Annotated in this window: 16 protein-coding genes; 7 read left to right on the forward strand and 9 right to left on the reverse strand. The window is 64.3% G+C overall.

Going from position 1 to position 23614, the window contains the following annotated elements; genetic code table 11:
* Window positions 1-94: 94 nt before the first annotated feature.
* Window positions 95-574, forward strand: coding sequence for a glutathione peroxidase (locus SB753_RS08365; RefSeq protein ID WP_020065613.1), 480 nt, complete (start codon window positions 95-97; stop codon window positions 572-574).
* Window positions 575-598: 24 nt separating this feature from the next.
* Here the strand turns inward: SB753_RS08365 and cls are convergent, their stop codons facing one another.
* The 6 genes from cls to dapC all read right to left on the reverse strand — a co-directional run bounded on the left by cls (window position 599) and on the right by dapC (window position 7166).
* Window positions 599-2065, reverse strand: coding sequence for a cardiolipin synthase (gene cls, locus SB753_RS08370; RefSeq protein ID WP_410799941.1), 1467 nt, complete (start codon window positions 2063-2065; stop codon window positions 599-601).
* A gap of 345 nt (window positions 2066-2410) precedes the next feature.
* Window positions 2411-3295: a 50S ribosomal protein L3 N(5)-glutamine methyltransferase gene (gene prmB, locus SB753_RS08375; protein WP_087751061.1), complete on the reverse strand. Its 885-nt coding sequence runs from the start codon at window positions 3293-3295 to the stop codon at window positions 2411-2413.
* 26 nt (window positions 3296-3321) lie between these two features.
* Complete coding sequence (dapE, locus tag SB753_RS08380) at window positions 3322-4461, reverse strand: succinyl-diaminopimelate desuccinylase (RefSeq protein ID WP_410799942.1); 1140 nt, start codon at window positions 4459-4461, stop codon at window positions 3322-3324.
* Window positions 4462-4618: 157 nt separating this feature from the next.
* Window positions 4619-4984, reverse strand: coding sequence for an ArsC family reductase (locus SB753_RS08385; protein ID WP_027775341.1), 366 nt, complete (start codon window positions 4982-4984; stop codon window positions 4619-4621).
* Complete coding sequence (gene dapD / locus SB753_RS08390) at window positions 4984-5811, reverse strand: 2,3,4,5-tetrahydropyridine-2,6-dicarboxylate N-succinyltransferase (RefSeq protein ID WP_027775340.1); 828 nt, start codon at window positions 5809-5811, stop codon at window positions 4984-4986. Before dapD ends, SB753_RS08385 begins: the two co-directional genes overlap by 1 nt.
* Window positions 5812-5948: 137 nt before the next feature.
* Window positions 5949-7166, reverse strand: a complete 1218-nt coding sequence (gene dapC / locus SB753_RS08395) for a succinyldiaminopimelate transaminase (protein ID WP_027775339.1) — start codon at window positions 7164-7166, stop codon at window positions 5949-5951.
* A 423-nt stretch (window positions 7167-7589) separates the two neighbouring features.
* Between dapC and SB753_RS08400 the strand changes: the two genes are divergently transcribed.
* From SB753_RS08400 to def, 5 genes are all read left to right on the forward strand, one after another.
* Window positions 7590-8627, forward strand: a complete 1038-nt coding sequence (locus SB753_RS08400) for a DMT family transporter (RefSeq protein WP_410799943.1) — start codon at window positions 7590-7592, stop codon at window positions 8625-8627.
* A 159-nt stretch (window positions 8628-8786) separates the two neighbouring features.
* The gene (gene smc / locus SB753_RS08405; protein WP_410799944.1) at window positions 8787-12305 is read left to right on the forward strand and encodes a chromosome segregation protein SMC; all 3519 of its coding nucleotides are present in this window, start codon (window positions 8787-8789) and stop codon (window positions 12303-12305) included.
* Between the two features lie 116 nt (window positions 12306-12421).
* On the forward strand, window positions 12422-13750 hold the full coding sequence (locus tag SB753_RS08410) for a cell division protein ZipA C-terminal FtsZ-binding domain-containing protein (RefSeq protein WP_410799945.1): 1329 nt from the start codon (window positions 12422-12424) through the stop codon (window positions 13748-13750).
* A 184-nt stretch (window positions 13751-13934) separates the two neighbouring features.
* Entirely contained in the window at window positions 13935-16001 is a 2067-nt protein-coding gene (gene ligA, locus SB753_RS08415) for an NAD-dependent DNA ligase LigA (protein ID WP_410799946.1), read from the forward strand.
* A complete protein-coding gene (def, locus tag SB753_RS08420) occupies window positions 15998-16531 on the forward strand; it encodes a peptide deformylase (RefSeq protein WP_020065624.1) in 534 nt (177 codons plus the stop codon). Before ligA ends, def begins: the two co-directional genes overlap by 4 nt.
* Before the next feature lie 159 nt (window positions 16532-16690).
* Here the strand turns inward: def and SB753_RS08425 are convergent, their stop codons facing one another.
* The 3 genes from SB753_RS08425 to map all read right to left on the reverse strand — a co-directional run bounded on the left by SB753_RS08425 (window position 16691) and on the right by map (window position 22378).
* Window positions 16691-18835, reverse strand: coding sequence for a pseudouridine synthase (locus tag SB753_RS08425; RefSeq protein ID WP_410799947.1), 2145 nt, complete (start codon window positions 18833-18835; stop codon window positions 16691-16693).
* A gap of 123 nt (window positions 18836-18958) precedes the next feature.
* Window positions 18959-21538 (reverse strand): [protein-PII] uridylyltransferase, encoded by a 2580-nt coding sequence (locus SB753_RS08430; protein WP_410799948.1) that lies wholly within the window; start codon window positions 21536-21538, stop codon window positions 18959-18961.
* Window positions 21539-21568: 30 nt separating this feature from the next.
* The gene (gene map, locus SB753_RS08435) at window positions 21569-22378 is read right to left on the reverse strand and encodes a type I methionyl aminopeptidase (RefSeq protein WP_020065627.1); all 810 of its coding nucleotides are present in this window, start codon (window positions 22376-22378) and stop codon (window positions 21569-21571) included.
* Between the two features lie 469 nt (window positions 22379-22847).
* Here map and rpsB point away from each other — a divergent pair, with 469 nt between their 5' ends.
* Window positions 22848-23600, forward strand: a complete 753-nt coding sequence (gene rpsB, locus SB753_RS08440) for a 30S ribosomal protein S2 (protein WP_006048672.1) — start codon at window positions 22848-22850, stop codon at window positions 23598-23600.
* The last annotated feature ends 14 nt before the right edge of the window (window positions 23601-23614 follow it).

Below are 23614 nucleotides of genomic sequence, written 5' to 3' on the forward strand. Positions count from 1 at the left end.
GGATGACACCGGGCGCTCAGCCGGCATCAGCCATTCGGCCGACTGTATCCGCCGCGCTTTTGGCATAGACTGACGGCTTTCCTGGGGAGAGCACATGACATCGATTTATTCTTTTTCGGCCCGCACGCTAGGCGGCGAGGAAGTGAGCCTCGGGCAGTACGAAGGCAAGGTCTTGCTGATCGTCAATACGGCGAGCGAATGCGGTTTCACGCCGCAGTATGCGGGCTTGCAGAAGCTGTATGAGGGCTACGCCGCGCGCGGGCTTGCGGTGCTGGGCTTCCCATGCAACCAGTTCGGCAAGCAGGAGCCGGGCGACGCGGCGCAAATCGGCAGCTTCTGCGAAAAGAACTACGGCGTTACTTTCCCGATGTTCGACAAGGTCGACGTGAACGGTGCCAACGCGCATCCGCTGTTCCGCTATCTGACCGGCGAGGCGCCCGGTCTGCTGGGTCTCGAAGCGATCAAGTGGAACTTCACGAAGTTTCTTATTGGCCGTGACGGCAACGTGGTCAAGCGCTACGCGCCTTTGACCAAGCCCGAGGCGATTGTCGAAGACATTGAAAAACTGCTGTAACCGCGCCGCGCGTGCCGCGACGGCTCACAGAATTGGCGAAAACAGTCGGGCCACATGCATCAGCACGCGCCGTAATGCGCTCGCGTGGCGGTACTCGTTACGATCTATCTCACGAGATTCGGCGAAATCGGCGAGCAGCATTGCCTCGACTTCTTTCGCAAAATCGCGGTCGACCGTCATCACCATGATCTCGAAGTTCAGGCGGAACGAACGGTTGTCGAGATTGGCGCTGCCGACCGCCGCCGCCACGCTGTCGATCAGCACGACCTTCTGATGCAGGAAGCCCGGCTGATAGCGAAAAATGCGGATGCCCGCGCGCAGGGAATCGTACGCATATAGTTTCGACGCTTCGAACACCACCACGTGATCGCGCCGGCTGGGAATCAGAATGCGGACGTCCACGCCGCGCAGCGCTGCGAGCCGTAGCGCCGAGAACACGGCTTCGTCGGGCACCAGGTAGGGCGTCGTGATCCAGATGCGCTCGCGCGCGGCATTGATCGCTTCGACGAAAAAGAGCGAGCAGGTTTCCTGCTTGTCGGCCGGGCCGCTCGGCACGACGAGGCAGTGCATGTCGTGGCCCGTTGCCGGGTGCGCGGAGTTGGCCTCGTCCGACGGCGCCGTCGGCAGATGGAGTTCAGGCAACTGCTGCGTTGCCCAGTACCAGTCTTCGGTGAACACGAACTGGATGCTGGCGACCGCCGGTCCGCGCACTTCGATATGAGTGTCGCGCCACGGCGAGAGCGGCGGCTTGCCGCCAAGATATTCCACGCCGACATTGTGGCCGCCGACAAACGCGCGTTCGCCGTCGACAGAAACGATCTTGCGATGGTTGCGAAAGTTCAGTTGCAGCCGGTTGACGAACCGCCGATTGGTGGCGAACGGATGCGTGTCCACGCCGCCCGCGCGCAGCGACGCGACATAGCGGTGCGGCAGATCGAAGCTGCCGATGCTGTCGTAGAGGAAATACACGCGCACGCCTTGCTTGGCTTTCGCTATCAGTGCGTCTTTGAACATTTCGCCGAGCGCATCGTCGCGCACGATGAAGAACTGCACGATCACGTAATGGCGTGCGTTTTCGATGGCCTGGAAAATTGCCTCGAATGTCGCAGTGCCGTTCACCAGCGTGCGCACGGAATTGCCCGGCAGAAACGGCATGCCGCCCAGCCGTGTGAGCGAGTGGACGAGCCTGCCGCCAAGTGCATGCGCGGGGAGTTGCGCCGAGGAAGCGAGCCTGTCCCACTCTGGAGGATGCGCGTGCGCGCGCAGCAATTCGTTTTCGACGCGGCGCGCGTCGGCGTAACCCGCAAACTTGCTGCGCCCGAGAAAGAGGTATGGGACGAGCGTGAGATACGGCATCGTGACCAGCGACACGGCCCACGCTATCGCGCCTTGTGACGTGCGGGTATTGAGAATCGCGTGACATGCCGCGACCACGCCGAGTATGTGGGCGAGGGCCACCAGCGTGCCGACGTGAAGCAGGTCGAATTGCATAGGCAAGCGAAGGGATGGGCGAAGCGCTGCACGGCTCGCTGGACGAACACAGGCAGCTAAGCTAACAAGCTAAGGAACTAACGAGCTAACGAGCTAACGGCGCCCATCTTACAGAACGCGCGCGGGTTGGGGGCGGGTTGGTATTGCCTGAAACGACGGCAAGTGCTTGCACGGCGTCGCAACGACTGCGGGGAAGCTAACCGTGACCGACGGCTCAGGCATCCGATGTAATCGAGTTTTTTACCGGATCAGAGCAAGCACTTTGCATGAAGTCGCAGTGAGCAGCGGAATCACTCACTGCGACTTCACAACCACGCCTCGACTCCGGCCCGGTATCTACCCGGTTCAGACAGGCAGGTCGGCGGCCTGGATCAGGAACACGTTGTCGTCGCCGGCGCTCGTGGACAGCCACACGAGATTCAACCCGCCGAATGCCGCTTCGACATGCTGACGTTCGTTGCCGATTTCGATCACGAGCACGCCGTCTTCGGTCAGCCAGTTGCGCGCCTCGGCAATGATCCGCCGCACGATGTCCATGCCGTCGCTGCCGCCCGCGAGTGCCATTTCCGGCTCGTGCTTATATTCGGCGGGCAACTCCTGCATCGACGCGGCGTTCACATACGGAGGGTTGCTGATGATCACGTCGTAGCGGCGCTCCGCGAGCGGCGCATACAGGTCGCCTTCGAAGAGAGCGATGCGCTCTTCGAGTTTGTAGTCGTCCACGTTGCGCGCGGCGACTTCGAGAGCCGGCGCGGACAGGTCGACCGCGTCGATATCGGCATTCGGAAACGCATGCGCCGCAAGAATCGCGAGGCAGCCCGAGCCCGTGCAAAGTTCGAGCACGGCGCTGACCTGTTCGGGATCTTCAACGTAAGGTTGCAGCCCGTCCTGCAGCAACTCGCCGATGAACGAACGCGGCACGATCGCGCGTTCGTCGACGTAGAAGCGAAAGCCGTGCATCCACGCTTCCTGGGTGATGTACGCAGCCGGCACCCGCTCGGTGGCGCGACGTTCGATCACGTTGAGAACCGCGTCGATCTCAGCCGCGCTCAAGCGTGCGTCCATGAACGGATCGAGCAGGTCGAGCGGCAGATGCAGCGTGTGCAGCACCAGATAGGCGGCTTCGTCGTACGCATTGGCCGAGCCGTGGCCGAACGAGAGCCCGGACTGGTTAAAGCGCGACACCGCGAAACGCAGCAGGTCGCGGACAGTGGAAAAGGGCAGCGTCATCGCAATAGTCCTTGGATATTTCCCGGTTAAGCGATCAGTTGTTCGAGCACGCGGCGGTACACGTTTTTAAGCGGCTCGATGTGGGCGACGTCGATATGTTCGTCGATCTTATGAATGCTGGCGTTCAGCGGGCCGAACTCGACCACCTGTTGGCAGATCCGCGCGATGAAGCGGCCGTCCGAGGTGCCGCCGGTCGTCGACAGTTCGGTGCTCACGCCGGTTTCGTCCTTGATCGCTTTGGCCAGCGCGTTCGACAGATCGCCGTGGGGCGTGAGGAACGGCAAGCCGCTCACGGTCCACTGCAGGTCGTATTCGAGACCATGCCGGTCGAGGATCGCATGCACGCGTTGCTGCAACCCTTCCACGGTGCTGGCTGTCGAGAAGCGGAAGTTGAACATCACGTCCGCGTGGCCGGGAATCACGTTGGTGGCGCCCGTGCCGCTATGGATATTCGACACCTGCCACGTGGTGGGCGGGAAGTATTCGTTGCCGTCGTCCCAGCGCTCGGCGACGAGTTCTGCGAGCGCGGGCGCGAGCAGATGCACTGGATTCCTGGCCAGATGCGGATAAGCGATATGGCCTTGCACGCCCTTGACGATGAGCTTGCCCGACATCGAACCGCGCCGGCCGTTTTTCACCGTGTCGCCGAACTGCGTGCTCGAAGTCGGTTCGCCGACGATGCAATAGTCCATGCGCTCGCCGCGCGCTTGCAGCGCCTCGACGACTTTGACGGTGCCGTCGGTGGCGGGGCCTTCTTCGTCGCTGGTGATCAGAAACGCGATCGAGCCGCGATGCCGCGGGTGCGCCGCGACGAACTCCTCGCTCGCGACCACGAAGCCGGCGATCGAGGTTTTCATGTCGGCTGCGCCGCGACCGTACAGCTTGCCGTCGCGATGCGTCGGTTCGAACGGCGCGGACTGCCATTGCTCCAGCGGGCCGGTGGGCACCACGTCGGTGTGACCGGCAAACGCGAGCAGCTTGCCCGCGCGGCCGTCAACGCCGCGTTTGACGGCCCACAGGTTCGTCACGCCGTTGGATTCAATGGTTTCGTGCTCGAAGCCGAGCGCGGACAGGCGTTCGATCAGGAGGCGCTGGCAATGCTGATCGTCGGGCGTGACGGAGGCGCGCGCGATCAGTTGTTCGGTAAGGGCGAGGGTGCCGGACATGGATTCGATACAAGCCACTTTGGGATGAAAAAATGCCGGCTGGCGGTGACGCACCGCAGCCGGCAACAGCTTTGACGCAACGCGGCGACGCCGCGTTCAAGTAACACAATGCAGCAGCAGGGCACGCGGCGCAGCGCTCACGCGAACGCCGCCATGCTCACGCAAACAGCGCTGCATATTCTTCGGGCGAAAAACCAAGCGACTTCACGCGCCCATTGATCACCAGCACGGGCCGCTTGATGACCGACGGCTTGTGGATCATCAACGCGATCGCTCCCGGCTGGGTGTCCGCCGCCGCCTTCATGTCGTCGGACAGACCACGCCACGTCGTGCCGCGGCGGTTCAGCAATGCGTCGAGCTTGACGTCTTTCAACCAGTCCTGCACGAGCGGCTCGGTCACGCCGGCTTTCTTGAAGTCATGAAACTCGAACTCCACGCCGTGCTCTTCGAGCCACACACGCGCTTTCTTCACGGTGTCGCAGTTCGGAATTCCGTAGACGACAGTCTTGGTGCCGCGCGCCATTAGTCGCCTCGCAGGAGCTCATTCAAGCCGACCTTCGCACGTGTCTTTGCGTCGACCTTCTTGACGATCACGGCGCAATAGAGGCTGTGCGAGCCGTCCTTCGACGGCAGGTTGCCCGCCACCACGACCGAGCCGGCCGGAATGCGACCGTATGTGACTTCGCCGGTTTCGCGGTCGTAGATCTTGGTGCTCTGCCCCAGGTACACGCCCATCGAAATCACCGAATTCTCTTCGACGATCACGCCTTCCACCACTTCCGAACGCGCGCCGATAAAGCAGTTGTCTTCGATGATGACCGGGTTCGCCTGCAGCGGCTCCAGCACGCCGCCGATGCCTACGCCGCCCGACAGGTGCACGTTCTTGCCGATCTGCGCGCAGGAACCGACGGTGGCCCACGTGTCGACCATCGAGCCTTCGTCGACATAGGCGCCGATGTTGGTGTACGACGGCATCAGCACGACGTTTTTCGCGATGAACGAGCCGCGGCGCGCGATGGCGGGCGGCACGACGCGAAAGCCGCCGGCGGCGAAGTCTTCAGCGGTGTAGTTGGCGAACTTCGACGGCACCTTGTCGTAGAACTGGCTGTAGCCGCCCGCCGGCATCGGCGCGTTGTCTTCGAGGCGGAACGACAGCAGCACGGCTTTCTTCAACCATTGATTGACGACCCAGTCGCCGTCTTTCTTCTCGGCGACGCGCAGCGCGCCCTTGTCCAGTTGCTCGATGGCGTGGGCGACGGCTTCACGCACGTCGGCCGGCGCGGCTTTGGGCGACAGCTCGGCGCGGTTGTCCCAGGCGGTGTCGATGATTTGCTGAAGTTGTTGCGACATATGCGTGCTTTCTGAAGAGTTGAAGTCTGAAGAAGGGAGGCGGTGCGCAAGGCGTTCGCCGGGAAAACGGAACAGGAACAATCAGCGGCAGGCCGCGCGACGAATCTGACGACGTGCCGGCCTGGGACCCGGCAAACTCAGCCCGCCAGCCCGCGGCAAAAATCGACGATGCGTTGCGCGCCCTGCGTGCATTCGTCGACGTCGGCGACGAGCGCGAGGCGCACGAAATTGCGGCCGGGGTTCACACCATGCGCGGTGCGCGCGAGGAACGAGCCCGGCAGAACCGTCACATTATAGTCGGCGTAAAGACGCTGGGCGAACTCCGTGTCCGTGAGGCCGGTGCGCGAGACGTCGGCCCACAGATAGAACGCGGCGTCGGGCAGGCGCACGTCGAGCACCGCGGCAAGCATCGGCGTGACGGTGGAAAACTTCTGCACGTATTTCGCGCGGTTCTCGCGCACGTGCGCTTCGTCGTTCCAGGCTGCGATGCTCGCGCTTTGAAACACCGTCGACAACGCCGCGCCGTGGTAAGTCCGGTACAACAGGAAGTCTTTGAGAATCGCCGCGTCGCCCGCGACGAAGCCCGAGCGCATGCCGGGCACATTCGAGCGCTTCGACAGGCTCGACAGCATGATGAGTCTGTCATAGCCGCGGCCGAGCTTGTGCGCGGCTTCGAGGCCGCCGAGCGGCGCGTTGGCTTCGTCGAAATAGATCTCGGAGTAGCACTCGTCGGAGGCGATCACGAAGCCGTGGCGGTCCGAGAGCGCGAAGAGTTCGCGCCAGTCTTCGAGCGTCAGCACCGCGCCGGTCGGGTTGCCCGGCGAGCAGACATAGAGCAGTTGCGTGCGAGCCCAGACGTCGGCCGGCACCGCCGAGTAATCGCACGCGAAGTTGCGCGCCGGGTCGCTATTGACGAAATAGGGCTCTGCTCCCGCGAGAATCGCCGCGCCTTCGTAGATTTGGTAGAACGGGTTCGGACAGAGTACGATCGCAGGCTCGCCTTTCGCGTTGCGCTTCGGGTCGATGACCGTTTGTGCGAGCGCAAACAGCGCCTCGCGCGAACCCGAGACCGGCAGCACCTGGGTCGCGGGATCCACCGGCGGCAGGCCGTAGCGCTGCGTAACCCACTTCGCGATCGACTCGCGCAACGGCAGCGACCCTACGGTGGCCGGATACGCGGACAGACCGCCGAGCGAAGCGATCACGGCGTCGGTTATCAACGTGGGCGTCGGATGTTTCGGCTCGCCAATGCCGAAGCTGATATGCGGGAAGCCGGCGGCCGGCGCGACGTCTTTGAAAAGCGCGCGCAGCTTTTCGAACGGATAGGGCTGGAGGGAGTCGAGTAGCGGATTCACTGGGCGGATCGAGCCTGATCGAAGAGGGCGCGGAAAGATGCACGACGGCGCATGCGCTGGGTCGCGCCGCGCGAAAATAGCAGCGGCGGCGAGCAGGGGATTATAGCGTGCGTGAGGGCTGGCGTTGGGCGGCTGGCGGGCCGTGGTCCACGGTTGAGCCTGCGGCAAGCGGGCATTGGCCACGCCGACCGGACGCCAACGAATCTTCAACTAGAAGTAACCTGGCATCAACCAAAACACCACCACCCGCCAGGCGGGGCAGTTAATGCGCTGCAGCGGGAACGACGCGGAACGTAACAGTCAGCGCAGAAACAAGGCAGGAGCAGCAATGTACGCAGCAATTGAGGAGACGTCCGGACGAGGAGCGCGCGAAAACGCCGCAGTCCGTGACACGAACAGCACCGTCTCGCGGAGAGCGTCGCCATGACAAACTGGCTTCGCACAGGGTGGCCGACACTCGCGATCATGCTGGGCGCGTCGGTGTGGGGAATGATCTGGTATCCGCTGCGGATGCTCGCATCGCTCGGCGTGACCGGCACGGCCGCGAGCGCGCTCACGAGCGGCGCCGGTTGCCTGTTCGTGCTGCTGGTGCGTCATCGGGCGCTGAAAACCGTGCGCTGGCACTGGCTGCTGCCGGCGCTCGCGCTCGCCGCGGGCATCACGAATCTCGGCTTCGTGTGGGGATCGATCCACGGGCAGGTGATGCGCGTGCTTCTGCTCTTCTATCTGACACCTGCATGGACCGCGCTCTTCGCGCACTTCATCCTGCATGAACGCCTGACGTGGGCCGGCGCGGGGCTCGCCGCGCTGTCGCTGGCCGGCGCGATGACGATGCTGTGGTCGCCGCAGCTCGGCATTCCGCTGCCGGGCAACCTCGCAGAATGGGCGGGCCTCGCGGGCGGCATGGGTTTCGCAATGAGCAACGTGCTGATCCTCAAGACAAGCCGTGTATTGCCGCAGATGAAACCGGAGATGCGCACCGCGACCATCTTCGGCGGCGCGGCGATTTTTGGCGCCTGCGCGTCGCTATTCGAAGCGATGCCCGCGCCGCCCACCGGCGCACATCTGGCTACTGCCGCCTGGCTGGTGCTCGGCCTCGGTTTTCTGCTCGCGTCCAACAACATGCTCGTGCAATACGGGCTGTCGCGCGTGCCGGCCAACCGGGCGTCGATCATCATGCTGTTCGAACTCGTGGTCACGGCAATGTCCGCGTGGCTCTTTGCCGGCGAGACGCCCGGTCCGCGCGAATGGGCGGGCGGCGCGTGCATCGTGCTCGCTTCGGCGCTGTCGAGCTGGATGCATCGCACGAAGGCAATGCCGCCCGATCCCGCCAATCAGGACGCAGGCGAGGACCCGGGCGACGACCCGGGCGTCAGGAGCGCCGCGAGCACATGCTCGGCCGACATCCACCAGCGCGACGGCCATAAGGACGGCAAGAACCGCCCACGCGCGATGGTATGATTGCCCCTCATTAGCCGGCGCATGCGCGGTACGCGTGCAGCCGGCGCCCATGTCTCGAGGGCTGGCAAGGAGCGCGGGCCGCATCGCTGCAGCGGCACACGGCTCATGCGGCCTTCGTGAGCCACCTATTTTTTCTCCCTTTCAAACAGCGAAATCGCCGTGCGTCTGACCTCGATCAAACTCGCTGGATTCAAGTCATTCGTCGATCCCACGCATTTCCAGGTTCCGGGCCAGCTAGTCGGCGTGGTCGGACCCAACGGATGCGGCAAGTCCAACATCATCGACGCCGTGCGCTGGGTGCTCGGCGAGTCGCGCGCCTCGGAGCTGCGCGGCGAGTCGATGCAGGACGTGATCTTCAACGGCTCGACTGCGCGCAAACCGGGCAGCCGCGCCAGCGTCGAACTCGTGTTCGACAACGCCGACGGGCGTGCCGCCGGGCAGTGGGGCCAGTATGCCGAGATCGCCGTCAAGCGCGTGCTCACGCGCGACGGCACATCTAGCTACTACATCAACAACCTGCCGGCGCGTCGCCGCGACATTCAGGACATTTTCCTCGGCACCGGTCTCGGCCCGCGCGCCTACGCGATCATCGGGCAGGGCATGATCGCGCGCCTGATCGAAGCGAAGCCCGAAGAACTGCGCGTCTTTCTCGAAGAAGCCGCGGGTGTCTCCAAGTACAAGGAACGCCGCCGCGAGACGGAGAACCGCCTGCACGACACGCGTGAGAATCTGACGCGGGTCGAAGACATCGTCCGTGAACTGGGCACGAACCTCGAGAAGCTCGAAGCGCAAGCGGTCGTTGCCACGCGCTACAAGGAATTGCAAACCGACGGCGAAGAGAAGCAACGCCTGTTGTGGCTGCTGCGCAAGAACGAGGCGGGCAGCGAGCAGGAACGTCAGCAGCGCGCCATCGAACAGGCGCAAATCGACCTCGAAGCGCAGACCGCCAAGCTGCGCGAAGTCGAAGCGCAACTCGAAACGCTGCGCGTCGCGCATTACTCGGCGAGCGACGCGATGCAGGGCGCACAAGGCGCGCTATACGAAGCGAACGCCGAAGTGAGCCGGCTCGAAGCCGAAATCAAGTTCATCGTCGAATCGCGCAACCGCGTGCAGGCGCAAATCGCTGCGCTGACCGCGCAGCGTGAACAGTGGCAATCGCAGGCTGAAAAAGCGCAAGGCGATCTCGAAGACGCCGAAGAGCAACTCGCCGTCGCCGAAGAAAAGGCCGCGCTCGCCGAAGAAGAAGCCGCCGCGAAGCACGACGCAATGCCCGCCCTCGAAGCGCGCTGGCGCGATGCGCAAGCCGAACTGAATGCGGAGCGCGGCGGCATTGCGCAGACCGAACAGGCGCTCAAGCTCGAAGCCGCGCATCAGCGCAATGCCGATCAGCAATTGCAGCAGTTGCAGCAGCGTCACGAGCGGCTGAAGGCGGAAGCAGGCGGCCTCGACGCACCCGACGAAGCACAGCTCGAAGAGCTGCGCATGCAACTCGCCGAACACGAAGAGATTCTGCACGACGCGCAGACGCGTCTTGCCGATGCGCAGGAAACCCTGCCGCGTCTGGATTCCGAGCGCCGTGCCGCACAGGAGCGCGTGCAGGCGGAAAGCGCGCAGATTCATCAGCTCGACGCACGCCTTGCCGCGCTCAAGCAGTTGCAGGAAAACGTCCAGACCGAAGGCAAGATTCAGCCGTGGCTCGAAAAGCACGAACTCGGCGGCCTGCCGCGACTCTGGAAGAAGCTGCACGTCGAGTCCGGTTGGGAAGCCGCGCTCGAAGCCGTGCTGCGCGAGCGGCTCGCCGCGCTCGAAGTATCGAATCTCGACTGGGTCAAGGCGTTCGCTACCGACGCGCCGCCCGCCAAGCTCGCGTTTTACGCACCGCCCGTCGCCGGTCAGCCGGCCGCGGCGTCGTCCGCGCTTCGGCCGCTGCTGTCGCTGGTTCGTATCGACGACGCGGGCATCCGCGCGGTGTTGAACGACTGGCTCGGCCTTGCGTTCGTCGCCGACGATCTGCAGCAGGCGCTCAGTTTGCGCTCGCAATTGCCCGAAGGCGGCTCGTTCGTCGTGAAGGCGGGGCACGTGGTGACGCGCGTCGGCGTGCAGTTGTATGCCGCCGATTCGGAACAGGCCGGCATGCTGGCCCGTCAGCAGGAAATCGAAAATCTCGCGCGTCAGGTGCGCGCGCAGGCCCTGCTCGCCGACGAAGCGAAGGCCGCCGCGATCCGCGCCGAAGCCGCGCACACGCAAGCGGCGCAGGCGCTGACCGACGTGCGTCAGCAGGCCGAGCGGGCGACCCAGCGCGTGCACGCGTTGCAACTCGACGTGCTCAAACTCACGCAGGCGCACGAGCGTTACACGCAGCGCAGCACGCAGATTCGTGAAGAACTCGAAGAGATCAACGCACAGATCGAAGAGCAGCGCGCGATGCGTGCGGAATCCGAAGCGAACTTCGAGCGTTACGACGGCGAACTCGCGGAATTGCAGGCGCGATTCGAAGATCACCAACTGGCTTTCGAGGCGCTCGACGAAGCGCTTACCGCTGCACGCGGCGAGGCACGCGATCTCGACCGCGCCGCGACCGACGCGCGCTTCGCCGCGCGCAACATGGCGAACCGCATCGACGAATTGAAGCGCAGCATTCAGGTGGCGCACGAGCAGAGCGAGCGGGTCGCGGCGTCGCTCGAAGATGCACGCGCCGAACTCGAAACCATCAACGAGCAGACCGCTCATACGGGCTTGCAGGACGCGCTCGACATTCGCGCGGTCAAGGAAGAGGCGTTGCACGCCGCGCGTCTCGAACTGGACGACCTGACTGCGAAGCTGCGCGCCGCGGACGAAACGCGTCTCACCGCCGAGCGCGCGCTGCAACCGCTGCGCGACCGCATCAACGAATTGCAACTGAAAGAACAGGCCGCGCGGCTGAACGGCGAGCAGTTCATCGAGCAACTGGCGGCAGCGGGCGTCGACGAGGCGGAGCTGCAGGCCAAGCTCACGCCGGACATGAAGCCGTCGTATCTGCAGGGCGAAGTCACGCGCATCAACAACGCGATCACCGCGCTCGGTCCGGTCAACATGGCCGCGCTCGACGAACTCAAGGCGGCCACCGAGCGCAAGTCGTTCCTCGACTCGCAATCGGCCGACTTGACGAGCGCGATCGAGACGCTCGAAGACGCAATCCGCAAGATCGACGCGGAAACGCGCACGCTGTTGCAAGGCACGTTCGACGAAGTGAACCGTCATTTCGGCGAACTGTTCCCGCGTCTCTTCGGCGGCGGCCAGGCGAAGCTGATCATGACCGGCGACGAGATTCTCGACGCCGGCGTACAGGTGATGGCGCAGCCTCCGGGCAAGAAAAATTCGACGATCCACTTGCTGTCGGGCGGCGAAAAAGCGCTGACCGCAACCGCGCTCGTGTTCGCGATGTTCCAGTTGAATCCGGCGCCCTTCTGTCTGCTCGACGAAGTGGACGCGCCGCTAGACGACGCGAACACCGAACGTTTCGCCAACCTGGTACGCGCGATGTCGGACAAAACCCAGTTCCTTTTCATCTCGCACAACAAGATCGCGATGGAAATGGCGCAGCAACTGATCGGCGTGACAATGCAGGAGCAGGGCGTGTCGCGCATCGTTGCCGTCGACATGGAAACGGCTGCGGGTTTCGCCCAGAATATCGTTTAAGTTTTCGTTTGAATCAAGGAAGCGCGGGCGCCCGCGTTCAGCGCTGCGGCACTCGCCGCGCGATACGTGGGGCGGGCGTCAGGACGCGCAGATAAAGAATTGCTGATGGAGCATGCATGGACGAGTTGACACTCGGTTTGATCGGCGCGGGTGCCGTGGTGGTCGGGGGCGTGGTGGTGTACAACGCGTGGCAGGGCGCCAAGGTGCGCCGCAAGATGCCGCGGCCCATGCCCGCGGACGCCGCGGAGAATTTCGCGCGCGACGACCATCAGGAACAGAGCCCGTTTATCGAACCGGCTCGGCCCACAACGCGTCGCGAGCCGGTAGTGGGTGCAGAGGCATCCGCCGACACGGCGTCGGCCCGCGTCGAACCGACTTTTGGCGCGCCGGTAGGCGCGGCACCGCTTGATACGCCGGCCGACATTCAGGCAGAGACGACCACACCGAACGGCTATCTGTCGGACGGCGATGATGCCGAGGCCGAGGGTGGCGCAAAGGCGAGCTCCGGTGCCGACGCCGGCAAGGACGCGGCGGCGGCTGGTCAACAACCCGCGAGCAACGCGTCGCGCGAAGCGGACGAACAGATCGAGCCGATTCTGCCGGCTGCCACGACGATCTCGTCCGCGCCGCCGGCTATCGTCGATCGCCGCATCGACTGCATCGTGCCGATTCGTCTGAACGGACCGGTTGCGGGCGACAAGGTGATTCCGCTCGCGCAGCGTCCGCGCCGCGCCGGCAGCAAGCCGGTACATATCGAAGGCAAACTCGAGGGCGGCGCGTGGGAGTTGCTGCAAAACGGCGCGCGTTATGAAGAGCTGCGCGCGGCCGCGCAACTGGCCAATCGCAGCGGTGCGTTGAACGAACTTGAGTTCTCCGAGTTCGTGACGGGCGTACAGCAGTTCGCCGATGCAATCGACGCATCGCCGGAATTTCCCGACATGCTCGAAACAGTTGCGATGGCGCGTGAGCTCGACGGTTTCGCCGCGCAGTGCGACGCGCAGTTGTCGATCAACGTGCTCTCCGACGGCGCGCCTTGGTCGGCCAACTACGTGCAAGCGGTGGCCTCGCAAGATGGCTTGCTGCTTTCGCGCGACGGCACGCGCTTCGTCAAGCTCGACGCGCGCCAGAGCCCGGTGTTCATGCTGCAGTTCGGCGACACGAACTTCCTGCGCGACGACCTCACGTACAAGGGCGGTCAGATGATCACGCTGGTGCTCGACGTGCCGGTGGCCGACGAAGACATCTTGCCGTTCCGTCTGATGTGCGACTACGCGAAGTCGCTGGCCGAGCGCATTGGCGGGCGGGTGGTGGACGACGGCCGTCGCCCGTTGCCGGAGACCGCTTTGCTCGCAATCGAAAAGCAGTTGATGACGCTTTACGCGAAGCTCGAACAGGCCGGCATTCCGGCAGGATCGCCGGCCACTCGGCGTCTGTTCAGTCAATAACCCGCCGCGTTTCAAAACGCCTCGAACGGCCGCGCAATGCGCGGCCGTTATCGTTTTGAAGAGCGACGCCGCCGACTTTCGCATACTCGCGTTCAGGTCTGCAAGCTGGCCATTCGGCCGATGTAAAGGGGCACGCTTCCTGCGATAATCCAGTGTCCAATTTCACTGAAGAAGCGCCTACAGCATGGCTCGAACTCCCGCCTCAGATCCAGCAACCAGCGCTCCGGCCGAGCGGGCCGCGTGGCTGCGCGCGGAACTCGAACGCGCCAATTACGCGTACTACGTTCTCGACCAGCCGGACTTGCCGGACGCGGAATACGACAAGCTGTTCAAGGAACTGGAGAGCATCGAGGCGCGGCATCCCGATCTGATCGTCCCTGATTCGCCTACGCAGCGCGTTGGTGGCGAGGCGGCAAGCGGGTTTGAGCCGGTCGTTCACGACCAGCCCATGCTGTCACTGAATAACGGTTTCGCAGACGAAGACATCCTCGCGTTCGACAAGCGCGTGGGCGATGCACTCGGCAACAATGCGAAGGAACCGCCGGTGCCGGTCGACTACGCGGCCGAGTTGAAGTTCGACGGCCTCGCGATCTCGCTGCGCTATGTCGACGGCGTCTTCGTGCAGGCCGCCACGCGCGGCGACGGCACGACTGGCGAGAACGTCACGGAGAACGTCCGCACGATCCGCTCTATTCCTCTCAAGCTGAAGGGCAAGCGCGTGCCGCACATACTCGACGTGCGCGGCGAAGTGCTGATGTTCAAGCGCGACTTCGAGCGTCTCAACGAACGTCAGCGCGCCGCGGGTCACAAGGAGTTTGCCAATCCGCGCAACGCCGCAGCGGGCAGCTTGCGTCAGCTCGATTCGAAAATCACCGCGCAAAGGCCGCTGTCGTTTTTTGCGTATGGCATCGGCGTGCTCGAAGGCGTCGAGATGCCGGCCACGCATAGCGAACTGCTCGACTGGTACAAGGAACTCGGCTTGCCCGTCAATGCGGAGCGCGCGGTCGTGAAGGGTGCCGAAGGTCTGCTTGCGTTTTTTCATGCGGTCGGCGAGAAGCGCGACAAGTTGCCGTACGACATCGACGGCGTCGTGTACAAGGTCAACCGGCGCGACGAGCAGGACGCGCTCGGCTTCGTGTCGCGTGCGCCCCGTTTCGCGCTCGCGCACAAGTTCCCGGCGCAGGAAGCGTTGACTAAACTGGTCGCGATCGACGTGCAAGTGGGGCGCACCGGCGCGATCACGCCCGTGGCGCGCCTTGAGCCCGTGTTCGTCGGCGGCGCGACTGTCACGAACGCCACGCTGCATAACGAAGACGAAGTGCGTCGCAAGGACATCCGTATTGGCGACACGGTGATCGTGCGGCGCGCGGGCGATGTCATTCCGGAAGTGGTGAGCGCGCTCATCGACCGCCGCCCGGCTGACGCGCATGAATTCGTGATGCCCACGCATTGTCCGGTGTGCGGCTCGAACATCGAGCGCCTACCCGACGAGGCGATTGCGCGTTGCACCGGCGGCCTGTTCTGTCCGGCCCAGCGCAAGCAGGCGCTGTGGCATTTCGCGCAGCGGCGCGCGTTGGACATCGACGGGCTGGGCGAGAAGATCATCGACCAACTGGTAGAACAGAACCTGGTGCGCACGCCCGCCGATCTGTTCAACCTCGGCTTCTCGACGCTCGCCGAGCTCGACCGTTTCGCAGACAAGTCCGCGCAGAACCTGCTCGACTCGCTTGAAAAGGCCAAGCACACTACGCTTGCCCGTTTTATTTACGCGCTCGGCATTCGCCATGTCGGCGAATCCACGGCGAAAGATCTGGCGAAGCACTTCGGCTCGCTTGATCCGATCATGGAGGCCTCGGTGGAAGCATTGCTCGAGGTCAACGACGTCGGGCCGGTCGTCGCCGAATCCATTCACCAGTTTTTCGCCGAAGAGCATAACCGCACGGTGATCGAGCAACTGCGCGCGCCGGGCAAGGTCACGTGGCCTGAGGGCCCGCCCGCGCCGAAGGCGCCGCAGGGCGTGCTGGCCGGCAAGACCGTTGTGTTGACGGGCACCTTGCCGAGCCTCGCTCGCGAGGAGGCGAAGGAAATGCTCGAAGCGGCCGGCGCGAAAGTGGCCGGCTCGGTGTCCAAGAAAACAGACTATGTGGTGGCGGGGGCCGAAGCAGGCAGCAAGTTAGCGAAGGCCGAGGAACTCGGCATTCCCGTACTCGACGAAGATGGTATGCGTAAGCTCCTGGAGGGGCAGTTATGATCCGCGAAATTCTCAAGATGGGCGATCCGCGCCTGCTGCGCATTGCCGATCCGGTCGATCACTTCGACACGCCGCAATTGCATGAGCTCGTGAAAGACATGTTCGAGACCATGCACCATGCGAACGGAGCGGGGCTGGCCGCGCCGCAGATCGGCGTCAATCTGCAGGTGGTGATCTTCGGGTTCGGCAGCAACGAACGGTATCCGGATGCACCGCCGGTGCCGGAAACGGTGTTGATCAATCCGACTATCACGCCGGTTTCGCTGGATATGGAAGAGGGCTGGGAGGGTTGCCTTTCCGTTCCGGGCCTGCGCGGCGCGGTCAGCCGCTTTTCGATGATCAAGTATCACGGCTTCGACCAGTACGGCACGCCGATCGACCGCGTCGCCGAAGGTTTTCATGCGCGCGTCGTACAGCACGAATGCGATCACCTGATCGGCAAGCTGTATCCAATGCGGATTACCGACTTCGCCAAGTTTGGCTTTACAGAAGTGCTGTTTCCGGACATGGATCCGAATAGCGACGATTGATGCGGCCCGTTGGCCGTTGGCCCTTGGCCGGCACCGCGCGTTGATAATAAAAAACCCACGCAAATGCGTGGGTTTTTTATCGGGCTGCTGCGGCGCTCGATGCGCTTCAAGATCCCATGAAGCGGTCGATCTCGCAGCCTCTGAGCTTGCCGGATGACGTCAGAACGACTCGTCCGGTGCGAGGTAACGCCACTGGCCAGGCGGTAGCGCGCCAAGCATCACACGGCCCATCCGCACGCGTTTCAGGCCAAGAACCTCGAGGCCGACCAGTTCGCACATCCGGCGAATCTGGCGCTTCTTTCCTTCGCGCAGCACGAAGCGCAACTGCTCGCCGTTTTGCCAGTTGACTTGCGCCGGCTTGAGCGGAACGTCGTCGAGCGAGAGACCGTGACACAAGAGCGCGAGGCTTTCCGGCGGGAAGTGACTTTCGACGTCGACCGTGTGCTCGCCGTAGGCGACGCGCACCAGATATTCCTTGTCGATGTCGGAATGGCCGCCGATCAGCTGCTTCGCGATGCGGCCGTCCTGCGTCAACACCAGCAAGCCTGTTGAATCGATGTCGAGACGCCCGGCCGGCGCGAGTTGCCGCAAATGTGCGACGGAGAAGCGAATGTCCGAGCGGTCGCCTTCCCAGCGATTCTCCGGCGTGACGAGCGTGATGGCCGGCTGGTAGCCGTCTTCCGCCTGGCCCGACACGTAGCCGACAGTCTTATGGATCAGCACGGTGACCTGGCTTGCTTGCACGGCCTCGGCAGCAGGATCGATCTCGATCCGCTGATCGGGGCGAACCTTCGTGCCTAACGTGTCGATCCGCTCGCCGTCGACGAGCACCCAGCCTTTCTCGATCCATTCGTCGGCTTCGCGGCGCGAGCACAGGCCCAGTTCGGACATGAGCTTGGAGAGGCGCAGGGTGCCGGGCGCGTCCTCGATATCCCGACGCGGCGTGCGCGGGGCAGCCTCAGCGTGCGGGCGATGTTCGGCCGGAGCGGCGCCGCGCGCCTTGCTGGCTCGCGCGGGGCGGTCGTCGGTGAAACGGCGTTCGGCCGCCGGCGCCTTGTCGAAGCTGCGTGCCGGGCGTTCCGCACGGTCGGTGCGCGGGGCCGCGCGGTCACCGAATTCGCGGCGAGCCGGTGCGCGGTCGCCTCGGTCGCCTCGGTCCCCTCGTGCGTCGCCAGTTGCGCGGGCCGGGCGATCGGCGCGGTCGCCATAGCTGCTCTTGACGGGCTTGGCAAAGCTGCGCTCGCCGCGCTCGCTTTCTGCGCGTCGAGGCGCGCTGTCGCTGCGCGGTCCGCGCTCGCCGCCGCGGCGGTCTTGCGAGGCGCCGCGGTCTGCGCTGATGCGGGGGCGGTCGGAAGCGTCGCGTTCACCGCGCGTCGGACGCTCGCCACGCTGGCCGCCTTCCGCGGGACGGCTTGCTCCCGTCCGCGGGCCGCTGGTCGGACGGCGTTCGCCGTCGAAGCCGCGCGAGGCGCCGCGGTCTGCGTTTCCTTCGAAACGGCGAGGCGCGCGGTCGGTGCTGCTGGTGCGGTCTTCGAAACGGCGTGGGGCGCGTTCGTCGCGTTCAGCACTTGGGCCACGGGGCGACCGCTCGCTGTTACCAGCACGGTCTTCGAAACGGCGGGGCGCACGGTCGGTGCTGCCCGAGCGATCTTCAACGCGGCGCGGTGTGCGTTCGCCGCGTTCAGTATTTGGGCCACGCGGCGACCGTTCGCTGTTACCAGCACGGTCTTCGAAGCGGCGGGGCGCACGGTCGGTGCTGCCCGCGCGATCCTCGAAACGGCGTGGGGCGCGTTCAGCACTTGGCCCACGCGGCGGCCGCTCGCTGTTACCAGCACGGTCTTCAAAGCGGCGGGGCGCACGGTCGGTGCTGCCCGTGCGATCCTCAAAACGGCGCGGTGCGCGTTCACCGCCAGGGCCACGAGGTGCACGCTCGCCACCACCTGTCCTATCCTCAAACCGACGCGGTGCGCGCTCGCTGCGTTCACGGCCAGCGCCGCGCGGCGCCCGCTCGTCGCCAGCCGCGCGATTTTCAAACCTGCGCGGCGCGCGCTCACCACCCTCACGCCGCGGACCACGCTCGCCGCTTCCTTCGAAACGCCGCGCCGGTGCGCCCGCACTCTCGCTGCGCGGCGGCCGGTCAGACGTCGCACGTCGTGCGCCGCCGGCTCCGCCCGCTTCGCGTTCGCGCGAGAACGAGCCTTCCGCGCGGGGCGCACGCGGTCCGCGCGCGCCTGCGCCAGCCGGACGCTTCCCACCGGACGACGTGCCCGCGCCTTCGCCTCGCGGGCCACTCGGGTCCGCCATCGACGATTTCGGTCCTGCCGGCCGTGTCGGCTTACGTGCCGACGTGCTGCCGCTACGGACAGGGGCGCGTTCGGACGAAGCCGGCCGCGGGTGCTTGGCTGTTAATTTGTCTCGCATGAAATCTCACACTGCGATCGCGCGCAGCAGTTCGGTCTCGACCTGAATTTGCAGGCGGCTGTCCGACAGACCGTGTCCGTCCAGCAGAAACACGTCCTCGACGCGTTCGCCGAGCGTGTTGATCCGCGCCGACGCGACGCCGACCCGATGTTCGGCCAGCACGCGCGCGATCGAATAAAGAAGGCCTGGCCGGTCGTTCGCCGACACGGACAGGATGTAGTACTGGCCGCGCTCGTCGGCCCGAAGATCGACGCGCGGTGTAACAGGGAAGGTTCGCGAAAGCCGCGACAAGCGGCCCTTCGACGGCCCCGGGAGCCAGGTGCCGTCGCCGGTTAGGCGCGCGGTCAGTTCCTGCTCGACGAGATTGGCAATGTCGCGATAATGCACGTCTTCTTCGGTATGCGCGACGAGGAAATTATCCAGCGCATAGCCGTGACGCGTGGTGCTGACCCGGGCATCGAGCACCGACAGGCCGTTGCGGTCGAAATACGCACAAATGCCGGCGAACAGATCCGGCTGGTCCTTCACATACACGAGCACCTGAAGCGCTTCGCCGATCGGAGACGGGCGGGCGCGAACGATCGGCGTGGGCGTCTCGACGTAACGGTAGAGCACGCGCGTTTGCCATGCGATGTCCGCCGCGTCGTGGCGTAGGAAGTAGCCGACGTCGAGCTTGTCCCACAGCGCTTTCTGCGCGCCTTCAGGCACCGTTTCGAGGCGCAGGAGCGCGAGCGCCTCTTCCTGACGCGACTCCAGTTCCGAATGCGCGTCCGGACGCGCGCCGCCGAGCACTGCGAGCGTCGCGCGGTACAGGTCTTCCAGCAGCTTGCCCTTCCACGTGTTCCAGACTTTAGGACTGGTCCCGCGGATGTCGGCCACGGTCAGCAGATACAGCGCGGTCAAACGGCGTTCGTTGCCGACCAGTTCGGCGAAACGCTTGATGACCTCCGGGTCGCTCGTGTCCTGCTTCTGCGCGACCTGGCTCATGGTCAGGTGCTGCTGCACGAGCCAGACCACCAGGTCGCCGTCTTCGCCCTCGATGCCATGATTGCGGCAGAAGCGCCGCGCGTCGGCCATACCGAGCGTGGAATGGTCGCCGCCGCGGCCCTTGGCGATATCGTGAAACAGCGCCGCGACGTACAGCACCCATGGCCGGTCGAAGCCGACGATCAACTGGCTGCAGAACGGATACTCATGCGCGTGTTCCGCGACCGCGAAGCGCCGCAGATTGCGCAGCACCATCAGAATGTGCTGGTCGACCGTGTAGACGTGATACAGGTCGTGCTGCATCTGTCCGACGATGCGCCGGAAGTTGAGCAGATAGCGCCCGAGCACGCTCGTCTGGTTCATCAGGCGCAACGCGTGCGTGATGCCGGCTGGCTGCTTCAGGATGTCCATGAAGAGGCGCCGGTTTTCCGGATCGCGCCGCCAGTGCTGGTCCATCACCTCGCGCGCGTTGTAGATGGCGCGCAGCGTGCGCGCCGACAGGCCTTTGACGCCCGGCGTCTGCTCGTACAGCAGGAACGCTTCGAGGATCGCGTTCGGCTCGCGCTGAAACACATCGTCGCTCGCAATTTCGAGCATGCCCTGCTTTTCGACGAAGCGGTCCGACAGCACCCGCGTGATGCCGCTCGTGCTCGGGAAAAGCTGCGCCTCGATGTTCTGGATCAGGATGGTGGCAAGCTGCGTGACCGCCTTGGCGGCCCAGTAATAACGGCGCATCAGCTGTTCGCTTGCGCGCTTGGTGGCGGTGGGCTTGTAGCCGAAACTTTCCGCCACCGCAGTTTGCAGGTCGAACACCAGAATGTCCTGACGACGGCCGGCGGTGACGTGCAACCGGGCGCGCAGCGACTTCAGGAAGCCTTCGTTGCGCCGCAGTTCCTGCGCTTCGCGCTCTGTAATGAGACCGCGCGCTTCGAGTTCGCGCCAACTGCTGCCGAACCCGGCCGCCTGGGTGATCCATAGAATCAGCTGCAGATCCCGCAGCCCGCCCGGGCTTTCCTTGATGTTCGGCTCGAGCGCGTAAGGCGTGTCCTGAAATTTGGCGTGGCGCTGGCGCATTTCCAGTACTTTGGCCTGGAAAAACGCTTTCGGGTCGAGCGCCTCGCGATAACGCTTTGCGAAGTCGTCGAACAGCGCCGCGCTGCCCGTAATGCGCCGCGCTTCCAGCAGCGACGTGCGCACGGTCACGTCGTTCGCGGCTTCTTCGAGACACTGCGAAACGCTGCGTACGCTGCTGCCGAGTTCCAGTCCCAGATCCCATGCCAGGCTGATGAAACGCTCGACACGCGCTTCGAGGTGCTCGAGCGGCGCATCGGGCAGCAGCACCAGAATGTCGATGTCGGAGTGCGGCGCCAGTTCGCCACGGCCATAACCGCCCACTGCGAGGAGCGCAAGATCCGCGGGCAGTTCGCAGGTGTTCCAGGCGGCGCGCAGCGAGTCGTCGGTGGTGCGCGAAAGCGCCGCCATCAACGCTTCCACGTTGGTGGCGGTCTTGAAGCGTTCCAGCAACTGGGCTTTGGCCACTTTGTAGTCCGCCTTGAGCGACTTGGCATGGGACGGGGCGACGGCTGGAACACTACTCATGGGCGGCTGAAGGTCGGGGAGCGAAATCGGTCAGGCCGTGGCGGCGACCATCGGCGGGCGCGCGGGCGTGCCGGCGGAAACGGTCAGTACGTCGTGGCCGGATTCCGTCACGAGCACTGTGTGCTCCCATTGCGCCGAGAGGCTGCGGTCTTTGGTCTTGACCGTCCACTGATCAGGCATGGTGCGGATGTCGCGGCGGCCGGCGTTGATCATCGGCTCGATCGTGAAAATCATGCCGGCTTGCAGTTCGAGCCCTGTGCCGGGACGGCCATAGTGCAGAATCTGCGGATCTTCATGAAACACCGTGCCGATGCCGTGGCCGCAATACTCGCGCACCACGCTGTAGCCTTGCGCCTCGGCGTGTTTCTGGATTGCGTAGCCGATGTCACCCAGATGCGCGCCCGGGCGCACCTGGTCGATGCCGAGCCACATGCATTCGAAAGTGGTCTGAACGAGCCGTTTGGCAAGAATCGAACCCTCGCCCACGATGAACATCCGGCTCGTATCGCCGAAATAGCCGTTCTTGATCACCGTTATGTCGATGTTCAGCGCATCGCCATTCTTGAGTGTCTTGTCGCCGGGAATGCCGTGGCAGATCACGTCGTTGACAGAAATGCAGGTGGCCTTGGGGTAGGGCGGATAGCCGGGCGGCTGATAGTTCAGCGGCGCGGGGACCGTGCCCTGTTCCTTCAGCATGTATTCGTGACACAGGCGGTCGAGTTCGCCGGTCGTGACGCCGGCGGTGACGAACGGCGTGATGTAATCGAGCACTTCGCTCGCCAGTTTGCAGGCGACGCGCATTTGCGCGATATCGTGTTCGTTTTTTAGCGTGATAGCCATGAGTCGGGCCTGAAATGCGATTTATCCCGGGATTATCGCACCATATTCCCGGTGCCGCAGCGTTTTGGCGGTCGCCGGACGGCTTTTGCGCTGGGACCGGTGCCCCGTCCTTCATGGCCTTGCGGTGGGACGCGAAGCGGCGGGAAGCGTCGGGGTGCAACCAGCGGCAGCAAAGACGGGCAACCGGGCAGGTTGAGTCGGCCGATAGTCGCATGCTATAATCTTTGGCTAAGTCGGTCCTTCTCTTGTCGCCGCTGGCTACCCGTCTGGGCAGTCAGTAGTGTCAGGCAGATGTGAGCGACGCTTCCCGTGGCGCTGGCTGCCCGAGCCATGGGAAAAGCTGTACCGGGCAGCAGACTCGCAAGCCGGCGCACCCAGGGTGTCCGCGGCGCGTAGCCAGGCAAGACTTGACCTGGCAGCGCGGCGGATACGGCAGCCGGCTTAAGACCCAACCCTCGCGGAGATTTTCATGGCAGTTACCATGCGTCAAATGCTGGAAGCCGGTGTCCACTTCGGTCACCAAACGCGCTTCTGGAACCCGAAGATGGCCCCCTTCATTTTCGGTCATCGCAACAAGATTCACATCATCAACCTCGAAAAGACGCTGCCGATGTACAACGACGCGCTGAAGTACGCGCGTCAGCTGGCAGCAAACCGCGGCACGATCCTGTTCGTCGGCACGAAGCGTCAATCGCGCGACACGATCGCTCAGGAAGCGCAGCGTGCGGGTATGCCGTACGTCAACGCGCGCTGGCTCGGCGGCATGCTGACCAACTTCAAGACGCTGAAGGTTTCGATCAAGCGCCTGAAGGACATGGAAGCAGCGCTGGAAGCAGGTGAAACGGAACGCATGAGCAAGAAGGAAGCGCTCCTGTTCGAACGCGAAATGGCCAAGCTGCAAAAGTCGATTGGCGGCGTGAAGGACATGGGCGGAATTCCGGACGCGATTTTCGTGGTCGACGTCGGCTATCACAAGATCGCTGTTACCGAAGCTAACAAGCTCGGCGTGCCGGTCATCGCAGTGGTCGATACGAACCACTCGCCGGAAGGCATCGACTACGTGATCCCGGGTAACGACGACGCCAGCAAGGCCGTCGCTCTGTACGCGGCTGGCGTGGCTGACGCGATCCTCGAAGGCCGCGCCAACGCGGTCAACGAAGTGGTGCAGGCGGCACGCGGCGACGACGGCGACGAGTTCGTCGAGGTCAACGCGGAAGCGTAAAGCTGCCCTGTGTC

This window comes from Paraburkholderia sp. SIMBA_053 (assembly GCF_046534895.1).
In the GTDB taxonomy this organism is placed as follows: Bacteria; Pseudomonadota; Gammaproteobacteria; order Burkholderiales; family Burkholderiaceae; genus Paraburkholderia; species Paraburkholderia caledonica.

Excerpts from the sequence above, each read along its gene's own strand:
- SB753_RS08430 (WP_410799948.1), bottom strand. The coding sequence starts at position 21,538 with ATGAGTAGTGTTCCAGCCGTCGCCCCGTCCCATGCCAAGTCGCTCAAG.
- SB753_RS08365 (WP_020065613.1), top strand. The coding sequence starts at position 95 with ATGACATCGATTTATTCTTTTTCGGCCCGCACGCTAGGCGGCGAGGAA.
- rpsB (WP_006048672.1), top strand. The coding sequence starts at position 22,848 with ATGGCAGTTACCATGCGTCAAATGCTGGAAGCCGGTGTCCACTTCGGT.
- def (WP_020065624.1), top strand. The coding sequence starts at position 15,998 with ATGATCCGCGAAATTCTCAAGATGGGCGATCCGCGCCTGCTGCGCATT.
- prmB (WP_087751061.1), bottom strand. The coding sequence starts at position 3,295 with ATGACGCTGCCCTTTTCCACTGTCCGCGACCTGCTGCGTTTCGCGGTG.
- SB753_RS08385 (WP_027775341.1), bottom strand. The coding sequence starts at position 4,984 with ATGGCGCGCGGCACCAAGACTGTCGTCTACGGAATTCCGAACTGCGAC.
- ligA (WP_410799946.1), top strand. The coding sequence starts at position 13,935 with ATGGCTCGAACTCCCGCCTCAGATCCAGCAACCAGCGCTCCGGCCGAG.
- SB753_RS08400 (WP_410799943.1), top strand. The coding sequence starts at position 7,590 with ATGACAAACTGGCTTCGCACAGGGTGGCCGACACTCGCGATCATGCTG.
- dapD (WP_027775340.1), bottom strand. The coding sequence starts at position 5,811 with ATGTCGCAACAACTTCAGCAAATCATCGACACCGCCTGGGACAACCGC.
- map (WP_020065627.1), bottom strand. The coding sequence starts at position 22,378 with ATGGCTATCACGCTAAAAAACGAACACGATATCGCGCAAATGCGCGTC.
- dapE (WP_410799942.1), bottom strand. The coding sequence starts at position 4,461 with ATGTCCGGCACCCTCGCCCTTACCGAACAACTGATCGCGCGCGCCTCC.
- SB753_RS08425 (WP_410799947.1), bottom strand. The coding sequence starts at position 18,835 with ATGGCGGACCCGAGTGGCCCGCGAGGCGAAGGCGCGGGCACGTCGTCC.
- SB753_RS08410 (WP_410799945.1), top strand. The coding sequence starts at position 12,422 with ATGGACGAGTTGACACTCGGTTTGATCGGCGCGGGTGCCGTGGTGGTC.
- cls (WP_410799941.1), bottom strand. The coding sequence starts at position 2,065 with ATGCAATTCGACCTGCTTCACGTCGGCACGCTGGTGGCCCTCGCCCAC.